This is a genomic window from Lactiplantibacillus mudanjiangensis (assembly GCF_005405385.1).
Lineage (GTDB): Bacteria > Bacillota > Bacilli > Lactobacillales > Lactobacillaceae > Lactiplantibacillus > Lactiplantibacillus mudanjiangensis.
In genome coordinates this window covers 623579-645849 of the sequence record NZ_BJDY01000003.1, presented here as the reverse complement: position 1 = coordinate 645849, position 22271 = coordinate 623579, and the positions used below count along the sequence as shown (strand labels likewise).

The 22271-nt window shown below is 40.6% G+C and carries 16 protein-coding genes; 4 read left to right on the top strand and 12 right to left on the bottom strand.

Going from position 1 to position 22271, the window contains the following annotated elements; genetic code table 11:
* Positions 1–367 precede the first annotated feature (367 nt).
* The 6 genes from FFM84_RS07775 to FFM84_RS07750 form a co-directional block, all read right to left on the bottom strand.
* Complete coding sequence (locus tag FFM84_RS07775) at positions 368–1219, bottom strand: hypothetical protein (RefSeq protein WP_130844180.1); 852 nt, start codon at positions 1217–1219, stop codon at positions 368–370.
* A 210-nt stretch (positions 1220–1429) separates the two neighbouring features.
* A complete protein-coding gene (locus tag FFM84_RS07770; RefSeq protein WP_130844181.1) occupies positions 1430–2653 on the bottom strand; it encodes a hypothetical protein in 1224 nt (407 codons plus the stop codon).
* Positions 2654–2782: 129 nt separating this feature from the next.
* Positions 2783–4006, bottom strand: a complete 1224-nt coding sequence (locus tag FFM84_RS07765; protein WP_130844182.1) for a hypothetical protein — start codon at positions 4004–4006, stop codon at positions 2783–2785.
* 129 nt (positions 4007–4135) lie between these two features.
* Complete coding sequence (locus tag FFM84_RS07760) at positions 4136–5356, bottom strand: hypothetical protein (protein WP_130844183.1); 1221 nt, start codon at positions 5354–5356, stop codon at positions 4136–4138.
* Between the two features lie 15 nt (positions 5357–5371).
* Positions 5372–6745: a hypothetical protein gene (locus FFM84_RS07755; protein WP_130844184.1), complete on the bottom strand. Its 1374-nt coding sequence runs from the start codon at positions 6743–6745 to the stop codon at positions 5372–5374.
* Complete coding sequence (locus tag FFM84_RS07750; RefSeq protein ID WP_130844185.1) at positions 6738–10394, bottom strand: MucBP domain-containing protein; 3657 nt, start codon at positions 10392–10394, stop codon at positions 6738–6740. The genes FFM84_RS07755 and FFM84_RS07750 overlap by 8 nt, the downstream gene beginning before the upstream one ends.
* A 314-nt stretch (positions 10395–10708) precedes the next feature.
* Between FFM84_RS07750 and FFM84_RS07745 the strand changes: the two genes are divergently transcribed.
* Positions 10709–11599 carry an Rgg/GadR/MutR family transcriptional regulator gene (locus tag FFM84_RS07745; RefSeq protein ID WP_130844186.1) on the top strand — a complete coding sequence of 297 codons (891 nt, stop codon included), beginning with the start codon at positions 10709–10711 and terminating at the stop codon, positions 11597–11599.
* Positions 11600–11660: 61 nt separating this feature from the next.
* Here the strand turns inward: FFM84_RS07745 and FFM84_RS07740 are convergent, their stop codons facing one another.
* Positions 11661–12224 carry a TetR/AcrR family transcriptional regulator gene (locus FFM84_RS07740; protein WP_130844187.1) on the bottom strand — a complete coding sequence of 188 codons (564 nt, stop codon included), beginning with the start codon at positions 12222–12224 and terminating at the stop codon, positions 11661–11663.
* Positions 12225–12361: 137 nt separating this feature from the next.
* Between FFM84_RS07740 and FFM84_RS07735 the strand changes: the two genes are divergently transcribed.
* From FFM84_RS07735 to FFM84_RS07725, 3 genes are all read left to right on the top strand, one after another.
* Entirely contained in the window at positions 12362–14191 is a 1830-nt protein-coding gene (locus FFM84_RS07735; protein ID WP_130844188.1) for an FAD-dependent oxidoreductase, read from the top strand.
* Positions 14192–14411: 220 nt separating this feature from the next.
* Positions 14412–14774, top strand: a complete 363-nt coding sequence (locus FFM84_RS07730; protein ID WP_130844189.1) for a type II toxin-antitoxin system RelE/ParE family toxin — start codon at positions 14412–14414, stop codon at positions 14772–14774.
* Positions 14767–15042: a helix-turn-helix domain-containing protein gene (locus FFM84_RS07725; protein ID WP_130844190.1), complete on the top strand. Its 276-nt coding sequence runs from the start codon at positions 14767–14769 to the stop codon at positions 15040–15042. The genes FFM84_RS07730 and FFM84_RS07725 overlap by 8 nt, the downstream gene beginning before the upstream one ends.
* Positions 15043–15165: 123 nt before the next feature.
* Here FFM84_RS07725 and FFM84_RS07720 read toward each other — a convergent pair whose 3' ends face one another.
* The 5 genes from FFM84_RS07720 to FFM84_RS07700 form a co-directional block, all read right to left on the bottom strand.
* Entirely contained in the window at positions 15166–15996 is an 831-nt protein-coding gene (locus tag FFM84_RS07720) for a PRD domain-containing protein (RefSeq protein WP_130844191.1), read from the bottom strand.
* A 25-nt stretch (positions 15997–16021) separates the two neighbouring features.
* Complete coding sequence (locus FFM84_RS07715) at positions 16022–17473, bottom strand: glycoside hydrolase family 1 protein (protein WP_130844192.1); 1452 nt, start codon at positions 17471–17473, stop codon at positions 16022–16024.
* 2 nt (positions 17474–17475) lie between these two features.
* On the bottom strand, positions 17476–19320 hold the full coding sequence (locus tag FFM84_RS07710; RefSeq protein ID WP_130844193.1) for a PTS beta-glucoside transporter subunit IIBCA: 1845 nt from the start codon (positions 19318–19320) through the stop codon (positions 17476–17478).
* 245 nt (positions 19321–19565) lie between these two features.
* A complete protein-coding gene (locus FFM84_RS07705; protein ID WP_130844194.1) occupies positions 19566–20900 on the bottom strand; it encodes a dihydrolipoyl dehydrogenase family protein in 1335 nt (444 codons plus the stop codon).
* 401 nt (positions 20901–21301) lie between these two features.
* The gene (locus FFM84_RS07700) at positions 21302–22270 is read right to left on the bottom strand and encodes an ABC transporter ATP-binding protein (RefSeq protein ID WP_130844195.1); all 969 of its coding nucleotides are present in this window, start codon (positions 22268–22270) and stop codon (positions 21302–21304) included.
* Position 22271 lies beyond the last annotated feature (1 nt).

The following is a 22271-nucleotide window of genomic DNA, read 5'->3' as shown; positions in this document are numbered from 1 at the left end:
GAATAAGTAATCACATTTTTATAAGCATGAGTCTCAAAATCAGCAGTTCCATCACGATGAATGACAATTGAGGCAGCACCATCATAACCAGTGGCTTTGATAGTTACTAATTTAGTCTGACTCTTTGGATAAAAAGTTGTTTTAATTGCCGTGCTTCAACTCCAACTTTGCCATTGCGTGCAGTATAGCTAGTCGTTAACTTTTTAGAATCAGTAATAACTTTCCAAGCATTACGGCGATAGCTATAGTTAATTAGCTTTGCAGGTTTACCATTTTGAAAGTTAATTTGGATAGGCCGATTGTCCATCGTCATTGCTAACAACCGAACAATCTGTCCCTGCGCATTACGAACAACATAAAGTCGCTGCTACGTTGATAAACTGTCATTAACCCCAACCCGGTTACCCGTTGACTTCGTACTTTGTTCTTGTTCAGTCATCTTTTCAGTTGACTGAGGATTTAATAATTGAGTTCCCGGATCAGTATAAGTTCCTTGCACCAAGTTACGCTGTCCTTTATAGACCCAACCCAAATTTTTATTTGCCGTCCGTAGATATAAATAATGAGCACCATTATATCTAACAAGTTCTTTAGTCGCATAAAGTTGCGTCCTCGTATAGCGATCAAAAACATGTGTTACATAAGTCCGATGCTTCGTCATGACTGGTGCATTCCAAATAGCATGCAACCATGGATTAGCCACATAATAGGGCACGTTGTTAAGCTGCCATTGTTGTTTAACTGGGTAAAATCGTGTAAGATCACTTGGCTTTACATAGCCACCATTGGAATACCACTTATATTCAGCCATGCGATCCTTGGAGATTTTATTAAGAAAGCCATCATCTTGATAAATCATGACATGATAAAAGATCCCCTTAGTCGTTTTATAAGTTCTAAAAATCGCTAAAGTACTATGTTTATCGGTAGGATAGTCTGAAACAATTGAGGACTTCTTACCATATCCTTGCAAGGTGCGATAAAATTTACCTTTTTTGTTGGTGAACTTGAATGTGGCGCCATCTAGATTACCTTTAGTGCTAGAAATGACTTTTCCGACCTTCGGATTGTATTTCGGTTTTTTCTTAGTCGTCTTCTTTTTCACAACTTTTTTAGTGGTACTTGAACTGGCTGAAACCTTAGCCGAATGATTATTCTGTCCACATCCCGAAACTAACAATGCGACTAACATTGCAGTCAAAATAGTCCCCTGTTTCATCTTTCAGCCCCCCGCTGATACTTTTGAATCTAATACCTTTACTTTATAAATTTTATTATAGACTTAAAACACTAGCGTAATAGTTAAGCATCGTTTAAGATCAGCTATGGCAATTAATCACAAAAAACAATGCTATGTGTAAGCTTTCGAGTCCACACATAGCATTGATTAATTAAACATTATTCTCTTAATATTTTAGGTTCAGTAACACTAATCAAAGTCAGAAATTGGATACGTATTTAGTTGCTTTGGAATAACTGTCGCAAACTTTACATTACCATTGCGATAAATCGTTGTTGTCGCATACGCATCCCAACCAACAGTCATAACTTGAACTAACTTTTTACTTTTAGTTGAATAAAATTTCGTGCTTGTATTATCATCATTATTATAAGTGTTGTCAGCAGTATAATGTGTCCGCAATTTCTTTTTATTCGTAATCGTTTTCCAAGGTTTCCGGAAATACGAATAATTAATTAATTTTGTTGCCTGACCATTTTTGAACGTAATTTTGGTCGGTCGATTATCATTTCCGATTACCAATACCCGAATAATTTTATGTTTCTTATTACGAACAATATAAGCACGTTGCTGCATCGAGATACTGTCATTTTTTGAGACAAGGTTGTTTGTTGATTTCTTGCTCTGAACATGAGTCTTCTTCGTTTCGCCCTTTTTCAACGTTAGTAATTGTTTGCTAACATCACGATACTTACCAGCAACAAGGACCTTCGGCGATTTGTAAATCCACCCTAATTTTCTACCCTTAGCGGTTTCCAAATAAATATAGTGTGACCCATTATGTTTAACAGCTTCTTTAGTCGCATAAAGTTGTGTTGTTGTCAACCGATCCAATACGTGACTAATATACGTGTAATGTACTGTATAAGGAGGTCGATTCCAAATACGATGACTATATGGCTTTGCTATATAGTACGGTTGCTTTTTTTGATAAGTCCATTCCGAGGTGATTGGGTTAAAGCGTTTCATATCACTTGCTTTAACGTAGCCCAGGTCTCCCCAAAACTTAATGAATTTTGAATTAGAAGGGTGTCTTTTATTATCAAGCCCATTTGATTGATATTCAACGACGTGATAAAACGTACCTTTTTCCGTTGTATATTTTTCTGAAATACCAAAGGTATCCGCCTTTTCGTTTATATAATCCGAAATTTTCCCGGATTTTTTCCCAAATTGATTTAAATTGCGATAAAATTTGACTTTCTTATTAGCCATTTTATAAGCAATGTCTAAATCACCTTTTTCGGTGGACAAGGTTTTCCCAACTAATGGATTAACCTTTTCAACAACTTTTGAACTTGATTGCGAAGACTTTGAACTAGCTTTTACTTGACTGCTTTGGTTATTACTGGAACACCCCGCAGAAACTATCCCCGTAACTAGTGCTAATATTAATAATGCTCTCTTTGACATATTCCCGTCCCTCTTTACTAACAAAATAGGATGGTAAGTTCTCGGCAAACAGCGATTGAGAGCTTGCCATCCAACAAGTAATACGAACCTATATTTATCTTTTGAGGCTTATTTCATTTCAAACAAACACTAATCAAAATCGGAAATTGGATACGTCATTAAGTCTTTAGGAACATTAGTAGAAAATTTAGCACGACCATTGCGATAAATCATCGTTGTCGCTTCTGTATCAACGCCAACGGTCATTACCCGCACTAACTTCTTACTCTTAGCCGAATAGAACTTTGTAATTGGGTAATTATCGTCATTATCTATATAATTGGCCGTATAATGCGTACGCAATTTCTTTTTATTCGTAGTTGACATCCACGGTTTACGAGAATACGTGTAACTCATTACCTTTGTCGCCTGGCCATTTTTAAATGTAATCTTAGTCGGCCGGTTATCACTTCCAATTATTAACACACGAATAATCTTATGCTTCTTATTACGAACAATATAGGCACGTTGCTGTAACGAAACACTATCGTTTGTTGATACGCGATTAGTTGTGGAATTCTTGCTTTGTTTGTAAGACTTTTTAGTCTCACCTTTTTTCAACTTTAGCAATTGCTTGCTGGCATCTCGATACTTGCCGGCAATAAGTGATTTTGGCGATTTATAAACCCAGCCTAACTTTCTGCCTTTGGCCGTTTCTAGATAAACATAGTGTAAGCCATTATGTTTTACCGCTTCTTTAGTTGCATATAATTGGGTTGTTGAAAGCCGATCAAAAACATGGGTAATATACGTATAGTGCACCGTATACTCTGGTTTGTTCCAAATATGATGCAGATATGGATTGGCAACATAATACGGTTGTTTCTTTTGATAACTCCATTCAGAAGTAATCGGATTAAACTGTTTCATATCACTTGCTTTCACATAACCCAGATCACCCCAGAATTTTATAAAATTCGAATCGGAAGGGTATTTTTTGTTATCAAATCCATTTGATTGATATTCAACAAGGTGATAGTACGTGCCTTTTTCCGTTGTATATTTTTCTGCAACACCAAAGGTACTTCCCTTTTCTGTTACATACTCAGAAATTTGTCCCGATTTTGTTCCAAACTGCTTTAAATTTCGATAAAATTTGACTTTCTTATTAGCCATTTTATAGGCAACATCTAAATCACCTTTTTTCGTGGACAAAGTTTTTCCAACTAATGGATTAACTTTTTCCGCAACTTTTGAACTTGATTGTGAAACCTTCGAACTAGCTTTGATTTGATTACTCTGTTTATTAGTAGAACATCCCGCAGAAACAATCCCCGTAACTAGCGCTAATATTAGCAATGCTCTTTTTGACATATCCCCATCCCTCTTCATCAACAAAATAGGATGGTGAGTTCTCAACAAACAGCGATTGAGAACTTACCATCCAACAAGCAATACGAACCTATACTTAGTTTTTAAAGCTTATTTCATTTCAAGCAAATACTAATCAAAATCAGAAATTGGATACGTATTTAAATCTTTTGGCATATTAGTTGCAAACTTAACACGACCATTCCTGTAAATTGTAGTTGTCGCATTTGCATCTATACCAACAGTCATAACCTGAACCAACTTTTTACTCTTAGTTGAGTAAAATTTGGTTTCTGTATAAGCGTCATTATTATATATGTTATCGGCCGTATAATGTGTGCGTAGCTTCTTTTTATTCGTTATTGTTTTCCACGGTTTTCCAAAATATGAATAATTAATTAGTTGTGTTGACTGACCATGTTTAAACATTATTTTAGTCGGTCGATTATCGTTTCCAATAACCAGTACTCGAACAATTTGATGTTTTTTATTACGAACAATATAGGCACGTTGTTGTAATGACGCACTACCATTTCTAGACACACGGTTGCCCGTTGACTTTTTACTTTGAATATGAGATTTCTTAGTTTCACCATTTCTTAGATTTAGCAACCGTTTGCTAATATTCTGATACTTACCAGAAACAAGTACTTTAGGTGATTTGTAAATCCAACCTAATTTTCTACCCTTAGCGGTTTCCAAATAGATATAGTGTGACCCATTATATTTTATAGCTTCTTTAGTTGCATAGAGTTGTGTTGTCGTTAACCGATCAAGAACATGATTGATATACGTGTAATGTACTGTATAAGATGGCCGATTCCAAATACGATGACCATATGGTTTCGCTATATAATACGGTTGCTTTTTTTGATAGGTCCACTCAGATGTAATTGGCTTAAAGCGTTTCATGTCACTTGCTTTAACATAACCGCTATCGCCCCAAAATTTAATAAAATCCGAATTAGAAGGATAACGACTATTATTTAAACCATTTGACTGATATAAAACAAGACGATAATATGTTCCTTTTTCCGTCGTATACTTTTCTGCAATTCCAAAAGTATGTCCCTTCTCGGTTTCATACTCAGAAATTTGCCCAGATTTTTTCCCAAACTCTTTTAAATTACGATAAAACTTAACCTTTTTATTTGCCATTCTGTAAGCAACATCTAAATTACCTTTTTCTGTTGATAAAGTTTTTCCGACCAATGGGTTAATATTTTCAACAACATTCGAACTTGAATGTGTTGTTGAGCTGGCTTTTACATTATTGTTCTGTTTACTAGTGGAACACCCTGCAGACATAATACCCGTAACAACGGCTAATATTAAAAACATCCTTTTTGACATATTTACGTCCCCCTACTACCTTACAGCTTTATTCGATTTCGCTACCTCAGCAAACCTATTCATAACTAAATACCCTTTACCACCACTTCGAATTCCCATCCCCTCTGATTCACGATAAACATTTGACTTTAAGACCGTAAAATTTAACTCTTTAAGCTTCATTTTATGGTTTAACTTTTTAACAGGAATTGACATGAATGCATTATCATAAATTAAAAATAATTTATTTTTAGATCCACTATAAGCTAACCCTTGATTTTGTGATCCAATTGCCCGAGTTACTCTCTGTACCATTGAGATGGAAGAAATTTTAGTACCTTTTTTATTGAATTTTCCACGATATATAATCGTATTTCGTCCATAAGAATTTTTATATGCACCGAACTTAGAACCTGGTTTATATCCTTTTTTAGTATACTCCCCCATTCTTTTTTTGATATCCTTTTTATTTGTAGCTACTTTATCCTTGTAAGCTCGTGAAAAATAAAAATTTCCAGCTTTATCAAACGTCAAATCATGCATTTGTAGATATGCTTTCGTATACGTTTTAGGGAAGAACCAAAACCATATTTTCGTTTTTCTTTCTCTAATATTAAGTGTCCAAGTTTTTACTGGTTTTAATTTTGTCAAACTGATCTTTTGAAATTTAAAAGGATGCGAAGTCTTATTATTATCTTTTTTCAAACTATAAGCGGCATTATATAAATGCTTATCATGTGGATTAAACGAGAAACTTTGACCGTGTCCTGTATAAAATTTTGGCCCTAACGTAACGGCTGAATAAATTTTATAGTTATAGCTACTTAAATGCTTATGGGCAGCACGTTGTAGTTTTCCTCGTTTTTTCTGTCCACTCTTCGAATTAGACAATGGATATATATATTTACGTGCCTTTTGCAACCCTCGAACTACTTTATCATATTTACCATTTTTATTGATCAACTTATCTAATTTAGATAGATCATACCTAACGATTCGACCCTTGCGTTTATTACCATTATGTCGGAAAGACATTTGTACATACATATATTTCTTGTAAATAACCACCCCCTGTGGCTCACCGTACTTACCAATATATTTAATCTTATTATACTTATATTTATGAGTACCATTAACAGGTTTACCATCAGCTAAAAATCCATATCTTGAAAACATATAATGAATTCCTTTTTCAGTTGTTCCTAAATAGTTTGCTTTTGTTCCATTTACAGGTACTGAATCATAATGCTTTCCCCGTGGTCGAAACCATTTCTTAGTAATAGAAATCGTGTTCACCTTTTTTGGTGTTTTTGCCTGTATATTGACCGTAGTTGCCTCGGCCCCCAACGGTAATAGCGTGATCCCCACCATTGTTAAGGCAGCCACCTTCATCCATTGCTTGTTAATCATTATTTTCCCCTCCGCGTTTCATGACAAAACTCAACATCCAACTTAACAACAAACCAAGGGCCCCTAAAAATGTCATTTCCCGACTATGACTTTCCCCAGTTTGTGGCAAATTCGTTAAACTTTGTTTCTTTGAGTTTGCATTAGTTGTTGATAAGTTTTGTCCTTTTGACCCTGTATTACTTGTGGCAGTTGAAGATGCCAATTTCGTATGATTATTATCAGATTGACTAACTGACACACTATGTTCAGTTAACCATTCCGCTTGTTTCTTAACTGACAAGCCCGCGAAACTAGTTGGAATGGAGACGTTTTGACGCAATTGATAATAAGTCGTCTTCACTAATTTTCCTTGTCGATTATAGCTTGCTACTTGCCAATGATTCCCGTTAACTCTGGTCAACACTTTTCTACCAATGACCTTGCCACTTTCAGCTGCGCTAGCGGCTGGTTCATCATCATAGTTTTGATCCCGATATTGTCCATAAAGTAACGTTTCAGCACTAACCACTTTATGATGTTTAACTGTCGCAACCGTCGTGCTTGCTAAGGTCCCGCCAATCGTTAGGCTTTGAGCATAAGCTTTGCCGTTGCCCAGTTTATTAACGACAACTTCTTCACTAGTCAATGCACCATATTTTGTTCCCGTAAACGTCCACTTTGACTGACCAATTTTAATTGTTGCTGCTTTGGTTAACTTGAAGTTCTGTTTACTATAAACGACTTTTCCTTTGGCGTTCATGACCTTGATAATGACATTATCTGGATCAGTATCGTCATAAACTGTGGTATAGCCATTAGGCCAAGTCTGCGTTGCTTTTCGATAACTGTACTCACCATCTAAGGCATAAACACTGGTTGATAAGCCCTTAACCGCGGTATTCGTATCAATATATTGCTTGATTGTTTCACCATCGGCACTGATGGTGGCACGATCAGCAACCGGCACCTTGTTACTGTTTAGATGAGCAATAGTAATCGCTCCAGCTTTAGAAATTGATACCCGTACCTTTTCGCCAGTATTAGTTGTAATCGTCACGGATTGTCCTTTGCCTACTGTAGCTTGTTGATGGAACGTACTAATATCAATATCATCATCCATCGTCCCGACTAAATATTGACCATCCGGCTTCACTTGCACAACCGTCATATCCTCATTAACATCTGGATGTACTTGCATCACACCAATGAGTTTATCCAACCCGTTAAAGACTGGAATCGTGTGTGAACCATCATAGTTATCATAATTCTGATTCCAAGGTTGTTTGTAGTGCAACGTAATTGTCGTGTCATCTAACGGGAAGTTTCCTTGTAATACACTAGATGACCCTGAATAAATTTCTGTCCATTGTGGCAGATCCAACGGTTTAATTTGGAAGCTATCATTGTAATAGCCTGTAATCGTCCGGTACTTACCTAGTCCCAGTTCGTCATCAAGATTATTCTTGTAATTATCAATATCTTTAACCCGTAACGTGATCTGCTTAGCTTGGTAATGGAAGACCACTGGGCTATTGATAAAGCTATAAACACCAGTCGGATTGTCACTATTAACCAAGTTATAACCCGTTAACGTTAATTGACTATTGGTGGCATCATAGCCAGTGCCATATTGCCCTGTAAGCGTTGCACTTGGCGCAATTTGTTTGCCATTTTGGTCCACGTAAGTCACTGGAATATCAATGATGATTGGCGCATAGTCGTACATTGCCTCAATATTGCCAGTTGTCATCGTCCCACTAGTGTTCGTTTGCTTAGCTAACGTATAACCGGTAACTTGTTGCGCCTTAGTCTGATACTTACTCCCCGCAATCACCCGCGTCTTCGTATCAGCGGCCAACTTCGTGGTTGTTCCTTGAATGTAATAGTGCGTTGTTACATAGTGCTTTTGATCAGCCGTGGTCGTTACGGTATTAGACGCCTGACTATCCCCATCAATTGTCGTTAAGATTGACATTTTAAGAGTTTGCACACTATCGGTTTGATCGGCATTAACTTGGGCGGTAATCGTATAATAATGTCCATAAAAATCTGCATTACCCAAGTAATCGGCGTTCACCGTTAATTTCAAGTTGGACCCGCTTGATTGATTCGTGAAGTACTGCGTCACATCTTGACCGGTTTCATTAGTGACTTTGATGTTTTTCAAAGTGACATTAGTTGGCAAGTTTCCTGTGAAGGTGACGTTCTTGTAATAGAATTGTTCCCATTCATCAGGAATCGTTTGCTTAAAGTTATATTGATAAGTGGTTTCACCATCTTTAAGACTGTTTTGCTTAACATTGGTTTGATCACTATCCGTAGTCGTTGCAGTTGGCGCAATTACTGCGGTTGCCAATGGCTTTTGAGGCACGTAGTTAACGCCCCAGACGGTCATCTTAGTTGGGGTATCTTTCCCATTACTGTAACGGAACGTTAATGACCCTTGATTCGAATACGTGAACGTCAACATCGCATATTCATCACTAGCATCACTATTCACTTTAGGTGATGAGATGATTGTATAGTCGTTTTTGTTAGAATAGCGTAACCAGTTATCGACTTGACCAGTCGTTGGATCTTCACTCGTTGGCACATAAGCCGTATCTAGCTTATTCCATTGATCACCTGAGATTGCGACCGTTTGAGCACCATCAATATCCGTCAACGTCATAATTCCGGACACGGCTTCTTCTTTACCGGTATCACTACGAACGAATTGATACTTCACATCAACCCAACCGGCACCTGGGAAGTTGGTATAAATCATATTCGTATAGGTTTCGACATACGCATCACTGATATCAGACAAGCGGCCCCAATCGGTAAAGAGAATGTTCATATCCATCCCATTACCATCGGCGTCATAGCCAACATTTGTGTACTTAAAGCCAACTTGGCCCTTGGTTGCGGTCACCAGATCAGTCGCAATCGTATTTGGCTTATCCGTCGACATTTCAGTCCCGATAACCGAAGCGGTTGTGGTACCGCTACCATTAAACTTCGGAATGAAGGCATACTTGCCACTTAACTTATCATCAGTCTTTGGCACCACCGCTTTAGGATTGTCCGTAATTGGTTTTGCGTTATCGTAATCGCCTACACCAGTCCCCGTGGTCGTATCTTGATTGGCTTTTGTATCAGTGTTGGTATTGGTTTTACCAGTTGATTCATCGTTAGTGTTAGTAGTGTCATCACTGTTATCATCGTTGGTTGTGGTCGAATCATCATTCGTATCGGTTGTGCCACTATCATCGGTGCTATCAGCATCGTCATCATTGATGTCCGCACTGGCTGGTTTGATCGCTGATTGTTGTTTGTCTTGGTTCGTTGATTGATCAGTTGCATCCGTCGTACCATCAGTTTTGGCTGGCGTAGTTGCGGCTGGTGTCTGTACTGCATCACTAGTCGTGGTGGTTTGATCAGTTGTGGCATTTTGATCTTTGTCATTTCCGGCTTGTTTATCGGCTGCTGGTTGACTACTATCAGTCGTCGCTTGTTTGGCTACGACCGTGCTATCGGTCGCTGCCGTGGCTGCACTAACAGTTTGGTTCGGCAATAGGCTTAACCCTAGACTAGCCCCAAACATCGTCATCCCCGCAAAAACCCAAAAGCGACCTTTTTTGTACATTTTATAATGTAAACTAACTTGTTCCGTTGGCAACTTATTCAAAAATAACCCCTCCTAAAATAATCGATCAGTCGCTAATGCGATTAATCGCCCCGTTATCCAATAAATTTTCTTGACGTTAACTATTCACGCCTGTTATATTAATATGTCTGCCGTTTACTTAACAAAAAAGGTACCATCATAAATCGACAGTACCTATAAATAACCGGTTAGAATGCTAAAATAATCCAAGCCCACATAGTTACACCCCCTAAACAATTACTGTTTAGGTCAGTGTAATTTTGTCAGGATTATTAATCTGGAAGTGTCTTGCCATTAAGACACTTTTGCCACATCTTTTTGGAGGATAACTTATTTTGAATGATATCGGTGCCACACTTGAACAGATTCGGATAATGAAGGGGATTACCGTCACTAGTATCGCTAAAGGTTCGAACTACTCGCGAACCAATTATTACAAACTCATCCGTACTAATGACGCGGATATGATGACCAAAACGTTCTTTGCGATGTTAGATCAATTGACTGTAACCCTAGATGAGTTTGAATACATCAAAGCTCATAATCAATTACCGCCATTCGAACGTTGGACTAGAGACATGCAACAAGCTTTTAATAATCCTAAGTTTTCAACAACCGATAAAGTCATGGCACTTCAACAAATTAAACAACAAGCACAAGCCGAATATGAGGAAAGCCATATCACCAAGTTTCGGCATTTAGTCATCATGGTCGATCTCTTTATGAATCGGTTACAAGCTAGCCCAATGGGACCGGCGCTAAAGAAAGAGGCCGCTGAGATCAGCAAATATTTAGCCAAGGTGAATACGTGGACTCATTACGACATTGTGTTGTTCAGTAACACAATGTTCGCGATTCCTGATGCGATTCAAACGAGTCTTTTACACAGTGTCTTCAAGAATAAAGACAATTATCAAGACTATCCGGCATTGATTTCTGAGATCTTCATGTTTACGACTAACTTGGTTATTCTGGGTGTCCAACGCCATCAACCCCATCAAGTTCACGATCGTGTTATGAACCTTAAACAATTAACCTTACAACCAGATGCCGCTTTAGAACGGATCATCTTACAGTTCTGCGAAGGCCTAGATGACTATCTGTCAAAGTCAGATTTAACAATGGCCAAGTGCACCACGGCTATTCAGATGACTCAACAACTAGGCATGCCAAAGTGGACCGCTATTTTTAATAACATTTTAGATGAAGCGCAAAAAATTCAATGACTAAAAAATCACTTAGCCTTAAACGACGGCTAAGTGATTTTTTATTCTTTCTATATTAGAACTATCTATCCGAAACCATGAATAATACAGCCAACGCCTGTTTAGTCGCCACAAATGCGTCAAAATCCCCTTTTTGAAAACACCAGTTAATTTCGACACCTTCAAACAACATCACTGAACTGCGATACATCTCGGCAGCTGGCGCGTGATTTTTAATGGAACCGGCCTGTTGTGCTTGCTGAATTAAGTCCGTCACATACTTGTTAGTTGATTCACTAAGATCAAACGTATGCTGATTGATTTTTAAGTTAGCAATATACAATTGGCTATACAAATCTGGTCCCAAAGTCGCAATAATGTCGATGGTCTGTTGATAAAAATCATAGATCCGCTCGAGTGGATCTTGTGGCCCATCCTGACGTTGTAGTTGTGCCGGTAGTTTGACGACTAGACTTCGAAAATAGGTACTAATCAATTGATCCTTACTGTTGAAATGATAGTAAAACGTGGGTTTCGTAATATCGCAGGCCCGACAAATATCATTGATCGTAACCTGTTCAAATTGTGTTGCTTTAAAGAGCTTAATAGCCGTCGTCATAATACTTTGATCCGTTGCTTTTGTCATCGTTCATCCTCCCGCATCACACAATTTATTATAACATTTAAAGGTTTGTTAAAAATCTTACCCGAGTAATAAAAAATGTGCTATGATATTGTTAATCAATGAACATAGTCTTGGTAATTGAAAGGAAGTTGTTGAAGATGTCACAAAAATTTATCGGTGCCGTACAAGGGTTTCATAGCGTTATTACGGCCACGGTTACCGTTAACGATCAACATGAACTCATCGATGTCGAAGCAGACGCCCAAGCTGGTACAGTCGGTGCCTTAGGGATTGAACAAATGCAGCAAAAAATGAAAGCGGTTCATAGTGCCGATGTCGATGCGGTTTCTGGTGCTTCGGTAAGCTCGACCAGTTTTAAGAACGCCGTGCAAAAAGCCCTAGCAGTCAGTGACGGCCAACTATCTGCCAAAGATGCCCTTGATGTGACAGTTCCTAATCCCAAACAATCAACCACCGATGCGACCACTAGTGCATCGGTTCATCCAGATGCCACTCCAGACAATCCATCACCCGTCATGCCGGCCGTCGCTTACAAGCCCGATCTCAACTTTGATGCCAGTTATGACGTTGTGATTGTCGGTGCTGGTGGTGCTGGGTTAGCTGCGGCCGCCGAAGCCGCACGATCTGGTCTTTCCGTTTATATTAGTGAAAAAAGTGGTATTCCTGGTGGGACCACCAACTACTCCGGTGGGGTTATTCAAGCAGCGGGGACAAAACTACAACAGACAACAACTGACTATCCTAATGACACGCCCGAAAAACATGCGAAATTGTGGCTACAAGCGGGCGAAAACATGGTTAAACCTGAACTCGTTAAGGATTTAGCTCAAGGTGCACCCCAAAATATTGATTGGTTGGCATCACTTGGTATCAACTGGATTAGTGTCTACGGTCATTGCCACATTCCTTATGTGGACGATGCTAACTTTGCCGATCGAATTCACATTTACGACAATGGCACCGGTAAAGGTGGTGGCATGGGAGATGGCTTAGTCTTAACCCAAACGTTACTTAAAGCGGCCTTAGCTGCTGGGGCTACTATTGATTACGAAACTCCAGCCGTGGCTTTAGTTCAAGATACTAACAACCACAACGTTTACGGCGTTAAAGTCAGTCATGACGGCCAAGACCATTTAATCAAAGCTAACCGTGGGGTCATTTTAGCCACCGCCAGCATCGATCATAATCCGGCCTTAGCTAAAGCTTACAACGCTCAACATTATAACGATTTGATGTTCAATACGTGCTTATCCGCTAAGTCGGACACTGGTGACGGTTTAATGATGGGCTTATCCGCTGGCGGTGCCGTCAGTGGCATGGGTGGTACCATTGATTTTTGTGGCAAGACTGGGAACGGGACCAGCAATCAAGTTCCAACGATCCCATTAATCTTTGTCAATGGTGCTGGGAAACGGTTTGTTTGCGAAGATGCGACTTACGCTTATCAATATCGCGCTATTTTCCAACAAGAAAAACAATTCGAGAAACCAACTTATATGATCTTTGATCAACGGTCAATTAGCGAACCCGGTAGTGTTTGGGCAACTGAATCTTTAGCCGCAGACGTTAAAAAAGGTGTCGTTAAACGAGCCGACAGTATCGCAGAATTGGCCGACTTAATCGATGTGCCGGTAGCAAACTTACATGCCACGATCGCCACTTGGAACGAAAATATGACCCAAGGTAATGACTTAGAATTTGGTCGCCGCACCGGTTTGAAACCATTGCAAGCGCCATTCTATGCTTATCATAATCAAGCCACGAACTTAGGTGCCATTGGTGGGTTAACGATCAATGTTGACGGCCAAGTCCTCGACAACTTCGATCAACCGATTACCGGCCTGTACGCCGCTGGTTTGAATGCCGGCGGTTGGCTTGGCCCTTACTATCCTGGTTCTGGAACCGCAATTTCTGGAATCGTGCATCAAGGACGTAAAGCGGCGCAAGCTTTAGCACAATTGAATTAGCTGCTGAAGAGAGTGGGACAAAAGACGGTTTGCTACTGAATATAGCCTAGGCATACGAATGATTATGCATTTTCAATCGTTTATATGCCTAGGCTATGCGGAGGGAGCAGTCTTTTGTCGCACGTTTCGACTGTAAATATTCGGAGATGCAAAAAAGAATCAAGTAAGCCGTCAATAGCATATAATGGTATTTTTATCAATATGTGCTATAATTCAAGGTATGAAAAAACCAGAATTTGAATTTTATCAACGTCCCAATGGGCACATCGAATTTATTGAGTTTTTACAATCTTTACCTGATAAGGATCGTTCAAAACTAGTAGCCACCATTGCCAACGTACAAGATCAAGGATTGATTGTTGCTAGAAAGATGAAATGGATTAAGAAATTAGACGATAACCTATTTGAGCTACGATCAAAAACTGGCAATAACATTCAACGTGGACTATATTTTCATGTAACCGACACCAATTATCAAGTCACTCATGGATTTAGCAAAAAGGCACAAAAAACACCACCCTATGAAATCAAACACGCTATGAAGATCAGAGACGAATACTGGGAGGAACATAAAAATGACTAGTATTAAATTTAATGATTATTTGCAAGAATCCTTAAAGAACCCATCATTCAAAGCTTCTTATAATAGTGACTACAGCAAACTCGCCAGTGCGGCCGCATTAATGAAAGCTCGCGAAACTGCCGGATTAACGCAACAAGAACTCGCAGTCAAGGCATCTGTACCGCAATCAACAGTGGCGCGGATAGAAAGTGGTGCTAATACAAGTTTCGATACACTATCTAAAATTGCATTTGCACTTGGAAAACGATTAATTGTCGACTTTTCTTAGATTAGCTTTTCTGAAAGCACTATAAGACTGACATATAATTAAAGCTGGTGAGCCGGAATCTTCTGATTTCATCTCACCAGCTTTTTAATAGCTTAAAAATAAGACACCACAACTTACGCGTTTTTATATTAATCGTTGTATTTGCAATGCCATCAACATCACTTCTTCATCTGGTAACGGCGTCTTGAATTTCATATTCAAATAGGCCGCCACCTTTTGTGCAATCTGGAAAGCCCGTGGATTTTGACTTTTAACTAATGCCACCATAGCTGGATCAGCATTTGCTAACAAGCTTCCGGCAATGGCCCGTTCAACCAAGAACTTGACATGAACGACACAACGCTGATAATTCATTCCTTGCTCATCTAGCTTGCCACCGGCCTGATATTTGATAATATTGATGATCCTGCCAATTAATTGGCCCGCCTTCAAAGCATCTTTACGTTCATCAGTTCCATTTTCGGCATTAATAATGTGAGCCGCAATATTCGCCGCTTCTTGTTCCGAAAACTCAGTTCCCATTTGCTCGTTGACCAGCTTAACTGCTAATTGTCCCAACTCAAACTCACTGGCGTAGTACGTTTTGATTTCCCAATAAACCCGATTAGTAATCACAATGCCTTTTTCCGCTCGTTCCAATGCAAACTTCAAATGATCTAGCAAAGCAACATATAATGTCTCACTCAACTTTGCAGTTATCCGTTGTTGCGCCTGGGTCACAATTTCTTGCGTAATTTCTAGTAAATGTGGGGACGATGACGCAATTGTCGTTAACAACTGTTCAACATTAGGATTCTGAGTCGCGACAAACACTTGATTAAAGTCATGTTCGGTTACCACTGTTCCAGGATGTTTACCGTAACCTAACCCTTTGCCTAATAATACAAACTCTTGGTCACGCTCATTGGTCGCGAGCACCACGCTCGAATTTAGCACTTTCTTGATTCGTAGCACGTCTACCCCTCCAATCCAATTATCGTTAGCCTAAGTCAGCACCATTCGTGGCAATTACTTTTTGATACCAAGTGAATGAATCTTTCTTGTACCGGTTTAACGACCCCTGTCCCAAATCATCTTCATCAACATAAATGAAGCCATATCGTTTCGACATCTGTGACGTGGAGGCACTAACCAAATCAATTGGTGCCCAACTTGTATAGCCTAACAAGTCGACGCCGGCATCGACCGCTTTAATCATTTCCGCAAAGTGCGCTTTGAAATACTTAATCCGATAATCATCATGCACGTGATGATCCGCCGTCAAGTCATCTTTAGCACCCATTCCGTTTTCAACAATCATCAATGGTTTATGATACCGATCATAGAGTTGTAATAGTGAAATCCGTAACCCAACTGGGTCCACGGTCCAACCCCATTCTGTTGCTGGCAAATGTGGATTCTTGCCACCAACGACAGTATTCCCTGTTGTTAAAGTTAAATTATTCTCGTCATAAGATGAGACCATTGACATGTAATAACTAAACGAAACAAAGTCGACTGGATTAGCTTTCAAAATTGCCAAATCTTCCGATGTCATCTCAATATCCAAGTCATGTTCCTTAAAGTAGTTCAGGATTAAGGCTGGATATTCACCGAAAACTTGAACATCGGCTGGGAAATAATTCATTGTGTTTTTATTAAATGACGCTAACACATCCCGCGGATCAGAAGAATTTGGATAATCGGTTAATTTCGTCAACATACAACCGATCTGACTGCCCGGAATCATCTCATGACAAGCTTTCGTTACTAACGCTGAGGCCACAAATTGATGATGAAAAGCCTGATATTCGGTTTGTAACAAGTTATCCGTTTGATCAGGAATAATTCCTGCCGACGTAAATGGGTGACGCGTCACACTATCGATTTCATTAAAGGTCAACCAATACTTCACATCATCTTTAAACGCGGTAAAGCACGCCTGACAAAAACGCACAAACAAGTCAATGACATGTCGATCAGCCCAACCATTATATTTCGTGGCTAAAGCTAACGGCATCTCATAATGTGATAACGTGACAATTGGTTCAATCTGATACTCATGCATCTTCGCAAATAGTTCTCGATAATAAGCTAATCCGGCTTGATTAGGTTCAGTTTCTTCACCGGTTGGAAAAATTCGCGTCCACGCGATCGATAAGCGTAACGTTTTAAAGCCCATTTCATTGAACAATGCTAAATCTTCTGGGTAGCGATGATAAAAATCAATGCCACGACGTTTGGGATAATCAGTCGTATCCGTAGCCTTAATGGCCGCATCAATATCTGCGGAGCTCACACCGACTTGCTTGCGATAATCTTTGACATCAACTTTTGGTTTATAAGTCGCAACGTCAGCAACTGACAATCCCTTACCATCATCATTCCAAGCACCTTCAACTTGATTGGCAGCAACCGCGCCGCCCCATAAAAAGTCTTTTCTTAATCCCATGATTAAACTCCTAACTTCGCAATGTTCATCACTGATTGCGTCTCTTGGTCATCAGTCACTTCATCTACAGCAACTGCATAATTGTCTTGATTGGTGACTACCATCATCGTAATTGGATTATAGCCAGCCGCTTTAATCTTGTCTAAATCAAATGTTTCTAAGACTTCACCCGCCGTGACATGTTGACCGACCTGAACATCAGATTCAAAATACTGCCCATTCAATTGAACGGTATCTAACCCAATATGGAATAAAATTTCAGCACCATTATCGGTCTTCATGCCTAGTGCATGTTTCGTTTCATAGACCATTTCAATCGTCCCATCGGTTGGGGCAACTAAACGACCTTCACTTGGATCGACCGCAATACCTTGACCGATTAACCCTTGTGAAAAAACATCGTCAGGAACTGCGGATAATGGTAGGACTTGACCAGCAATCGGTGCCGTTAAATCTTCAGCAGCCACACTGGTTGTCGTTGTTGCATCGGCCTTGACTGCTTCATTGTTAGTTTCATTCTTCCATAGTAACAAACTTGCCACAAATGAAACGACAAATGAAAGTCCAAAGCCAATCAACGCATGAATTAAGTTGGCAGGATTACTCTTATCCACAAACATTGGTAAACTGGCTAACCCAGGTCCCACAATCGTAAATCCGGCTAACCCAACAATACCAACGTAGGCACCACCAATGACACTCCCAATCACAACACTCGTTAATGCCCGTTTGTGTTGTAAAGTGACCCCGTAAAGCGCGGGTTCCGTAATGCCAAACAAAGCTGAAATCGCTGCGGATAACGCAACCCCACGCATCTTCGTGTCTTTAGTCCGAATGGCAATGGCAAAACACGTTCCACTTTCTGAAATATTATGTGCCAAGGAAGCAGGTAGATACAACGTTTCTTTCCCAACCGTACTAAAAGTTGAAACGACATAAGGAATCATTGGTTTGTGCATCCCAGTTGCAACCATAAATGGCAAAGCACCAGCTAACAAAGCGGTCGCAACCCAGCCAAGATGTGTATTCAAGAACAAGATCACACTGACAAAGCCTTCACCAACCACATAACCCAAAGGTCCTAAGAATAAGAGCGTAATTGGCGCGGTAATGAGCATCGCCATCATTGGCACAAAGAAGATCCGAATGGGCTTTGGTGAGTACTTCGTAAAGAACCGTTCCATCACCGCATAGAACAACACACTTAAAATTGCTGGAAAAACTTGTGAACTATAAGTCACGTTCATCACATTCATACCAAACAATTGCGTCCCTTTAGTCATCATTGTGACTAAATCAGGTAAGATCAAAACACCCACTGTTGAAACAGCCACTAACGGATTGACTTTCAATTTCTGAGCGGTTGTAATTGCCACCAGAATTGGTAAGAAGTAAAGCGGCGCCCCACCAACTAAGGTTAAAATTTGATACGTTTGACTACTATCACTAATCCAGCCGAACATCGCAAGTAGCATCAGTAGCGCTTTAAGAATCCCACCACCCGCAATAGCTGGTACTAAAGGTTGAAAGACACTAATAATAAAATCAAGGACAACTTTACCCCAGGATTGCTTGGGGCCTTTAGTCGCTTGTCCTGTAACTTCACCTAATTCATTTTGCACAGCATCAAACATATCCACGACATCATTACCAATAATCACCTGACATTGGCCACCGGCGATAACCGCACCTAAAACGCCATCAATCGCTTTTAATTCATCCAAATCAGCTTGATCAAAATCACTCAATGAAAACCGTAGCCGGGTTGAACAATGAATCAAAGAAACAATATTCTGCTTACCACCAACACCAGCAATAATTGCTTTTGCACTTGCATCAAAATCCATAATAGTCACTCCTAACGACAAAAAACAGGATCTAAAAAGTAGCCGGGGAATGCCCGTTACTTTTTTAGATCCTGCCTGCTTTACCAGTTACATGTCTAATTTTATTTAATTTCTATATTGATAATGTAAACCCTTACATATCGGAAGTCAACCTTATTTTTCAAATAAAAAAAGATTCGGGCCCTTTTCATTAGACCTGAATCTTGATTAAACAGCTGTAAATAAGGAACTACCGACCGTGATGATTAAACTAAATATTGTAAATCACTAGCCGGTGTTGGATAAGCCCAGATAAGTTTCTGTAACTCAGCCAACGTCACTTTTTGTTGAATTAACGTCATGACATAGTTAATCATTTCATCGGCAATTTCACTCAAGAAGCTAGCGCCAACGACCAACCCACTTTGCCGATCAACGACGACCTTCGCTAAAGCTTTGGGCGTCTGCAACCGATAATAGGTGAACCAGTGTGTCATATCTAACGTGTTCACTTGATACCGAGCTGAATCTTCTCTGGCTTTAGCCGTAGTGAGCCCCACCTCAGCCAACTTGGGTTCTGCATAAACTTCGGTTGGAATCACCGGATACGTGATTGCTGCAGCCGGTTGCGTTAATTCTCCAACCAAGTAACGCGCTTCATATCCCGCGACTGGCGTTAACTTTGGCACTGGTGTATCGCTCACATCACCAATCGCATAAATATGTGGATTGGCGGTTTGAAGATGATCATTGACTTGCACGCCACCGCGGTTAACCGTAACGCCCACGTTTGCCAACCCCAAATAATCAACATTTGGTTGTCGACCTGCCGAACAAATTACTAAGTCCGTGGTGAGGTCGAACCCATCGGCCGCCGTCAAATGCAGGCCATCCGGTTGCTTGGTAATCCGTTGTAAGTCAACATTCAAATCAAACGTGATCCCCTGTTCAGTCAGTTGCCCCATCAATGCTTGGACATGTTCAGTGTCAAACGCTTTTAATGGCCGCTCATTATGATGAATCAAGTGAACTTCGGCCCCTGCCGCCCGAGCAATGGTTGCGAGTTCAAACCCTACATAGCCACCGCCAACAAAGGTGACCCGTTTTGGCATCGTATCGAGATCTAAGAAATCCGTACTCGTCTTAAAGTATTCCTGCCCCTCAACGGGTAAGATGGTTGGCCGTTGACCGGTCGCAATCACATAATCGGTCCCACTAACCGTTTCGTCACCAACTTGCAACGTGCCATCGGCGTTAAAGGTCGCCTGACCATGTAGTGTTGCAATCTTTTGGCCTTGTAAGCCGCTCAAGGTTCCATCATTAATACCATCAGTATAACCGCGTTTTGTCGTCATCAAAGCTGGCCAATCAACCGTTGGCACACCGGTTAAGCCATGGCCTTGTAAGTTTTTAGCACGTTGCTGAGCTTCAACCGCACTAAGCAAAATCTTCTTCGGATCACACCCCCGATTAGGACAAGTACCACCCCACAAGTCCGCTTCAACAATCAATACAGACTTACCTTGCGCTTTAAGCCCACCGGCAACCGCCGTTCCAGCTGGGCCGCCACCGATTACAACGATATCGTATTCTTTTGTCATTTTTGGGTCCTCCTCGTTTGCTTTTCTGAAACGTGTTCGGTCAACCTGGGAGCTGCGCTGACTACGCAAGCCCAACAATCCGGCAGGTTCATCGGATCATTGGCTTTGCTAGGTCATGCTCACTCCCAACCCGGTTGGTCTCTCACTCTAGTCTGAAACGTGTTCGGTCAACCTGGGAGCTGCGCTGACTACGCAAGCCCAACAATCCGGCAGGTTCATCGGATCATTGGCTTTGCTAGGTCATGCTCACTCCCAACCCGGTTGGTATCTCACTCTAGTCTGAAACGTGTTCGGTCAACCTGGAGATTCCGCTTGCTACGCTAAAGCAACTAACCGGATAGACCACCGGCTAATTGCTTTAGCTAGGCAATGCTCATCTCCAACCCGGTTGACCTCACACTCTAATCTGGTTCATGCGTACTCAAATAAGTCATCACCGTCTGACGATCTAAGTATCCCTTGACCTGCGTCTCCTCAGTGATTGCTAAATATTGGTGCGTCGCCAATGCTTCAAAAGCCGTTCGTAACGTTGCTTGAGAATCAATTGCTTGGATTTCACCATCAGCAACTGCCGGCTTTTTTGGCAAATAACCTTGAACCAGGCCGACCCGACCAACATACACATCGTAAATCTTTTTCGCTCGACTAGCACCGAAGAAGTCCCGCACAAAATCATTGACCGGATGTTGCGCAATCGCACTCGGCGTATCGACTTGCAACAACTCACCATGCCGCATAATCCCGATCCGATCGCCTAATTTCAAGGCTTCATTCATATCATGGGTCACAAACACAATCGTATTGTCATAACGTTGATGGAGCTTTAAGACTAGATCTTGCAACTGTTGACGCGAGATCGGGTCCAACGCACTGAATGGTTCATCCATCAATACAGTCGTGGGTTGTGAGGCGATGGCCCGCAAAATGCCGATCCGTTGCTGTTCCCCACCGGATAATTCATCCGGCATTCGATCACGATAAACTGCTGGGTCTAAGCCGACTTCTGTTAACAAATCATCAATCGTGGCATTAATTTCTTTTTTGGGAGTCCCCTTCATTTCAGGGATAACCGCAATATTTTGGGCCACCGTCATCGTTGGGAACAGGGCAATTTGTTGCAAGACATAGCCCATGTCCCAACGTAATTCTCGTAACGGTACCGTTGTGGTATCTTGACCATTCACTAAGATTTTGCCACCGGTTAACGGTTCTAACCGATTGATCATCTTGAGTGACGTGGTCTTACCACTTCCTGAGGTCCCAACTAAGACGAAAAGTTCACCCTTAGCCACCGTTAAATTGAGGTCTGGAATGACTTCGTTACCGTTAAATGATTTTTGAACATGTTGAAATTCAATGGCAGTTGTCATC